This window comes from Streptomyces sp. NPDC043876, from assembly GCF_056435825.1.
The window spans coordinates 105,109-105,383 of sequence record NZ_JBWKDV010000013.1 but is presented as its reverse complement, the minus strand read 5'-3'; the positions used below and the strand labels follow the sequence as shown (position 1 = coordinate 105,383).

Annotated in this window: 1 protein-coding gene; it reads right to left on the bottom strand. The window is 79.3% G+C overall.

The genetic code is table 11. The features are described from left to right. Positions 1–275: hypothetical protein (locus AC0693_RS32775; RefSeq protein WP_478803793.1), on the bottom strand; the 275-nt coding region annotated here is incomplete at both ends.

The window sequence follows — 275 nt, the reverse complement described above, 5'->3', positions numbered from 1 at the left end:
GTCGTCGAGCCGAAGCCGGTGGCCTCCTCGGCCCCCGCTGCCGCGGCGCCTGCTGCCGCGAAGGCAGATGCCGAGCCTGCGGCTTCCGCCGCCGAGCCGAAGACGGCCGCGGCCCCCGCTGCGGCGAAGCCGGCCGCCGAGCCTGCGGCTTCCGCTGCCCCCGCTGTCGTCGAGCCGAAGCCGGTGGCCTCCTCGGCCCCCGCTGCCGCGGCGCCTGCTGCCGCGAAGGCAGATGCCGAGCCTGCGGCTTCCGCCGCCGAGGCGAAGCCGGCGGT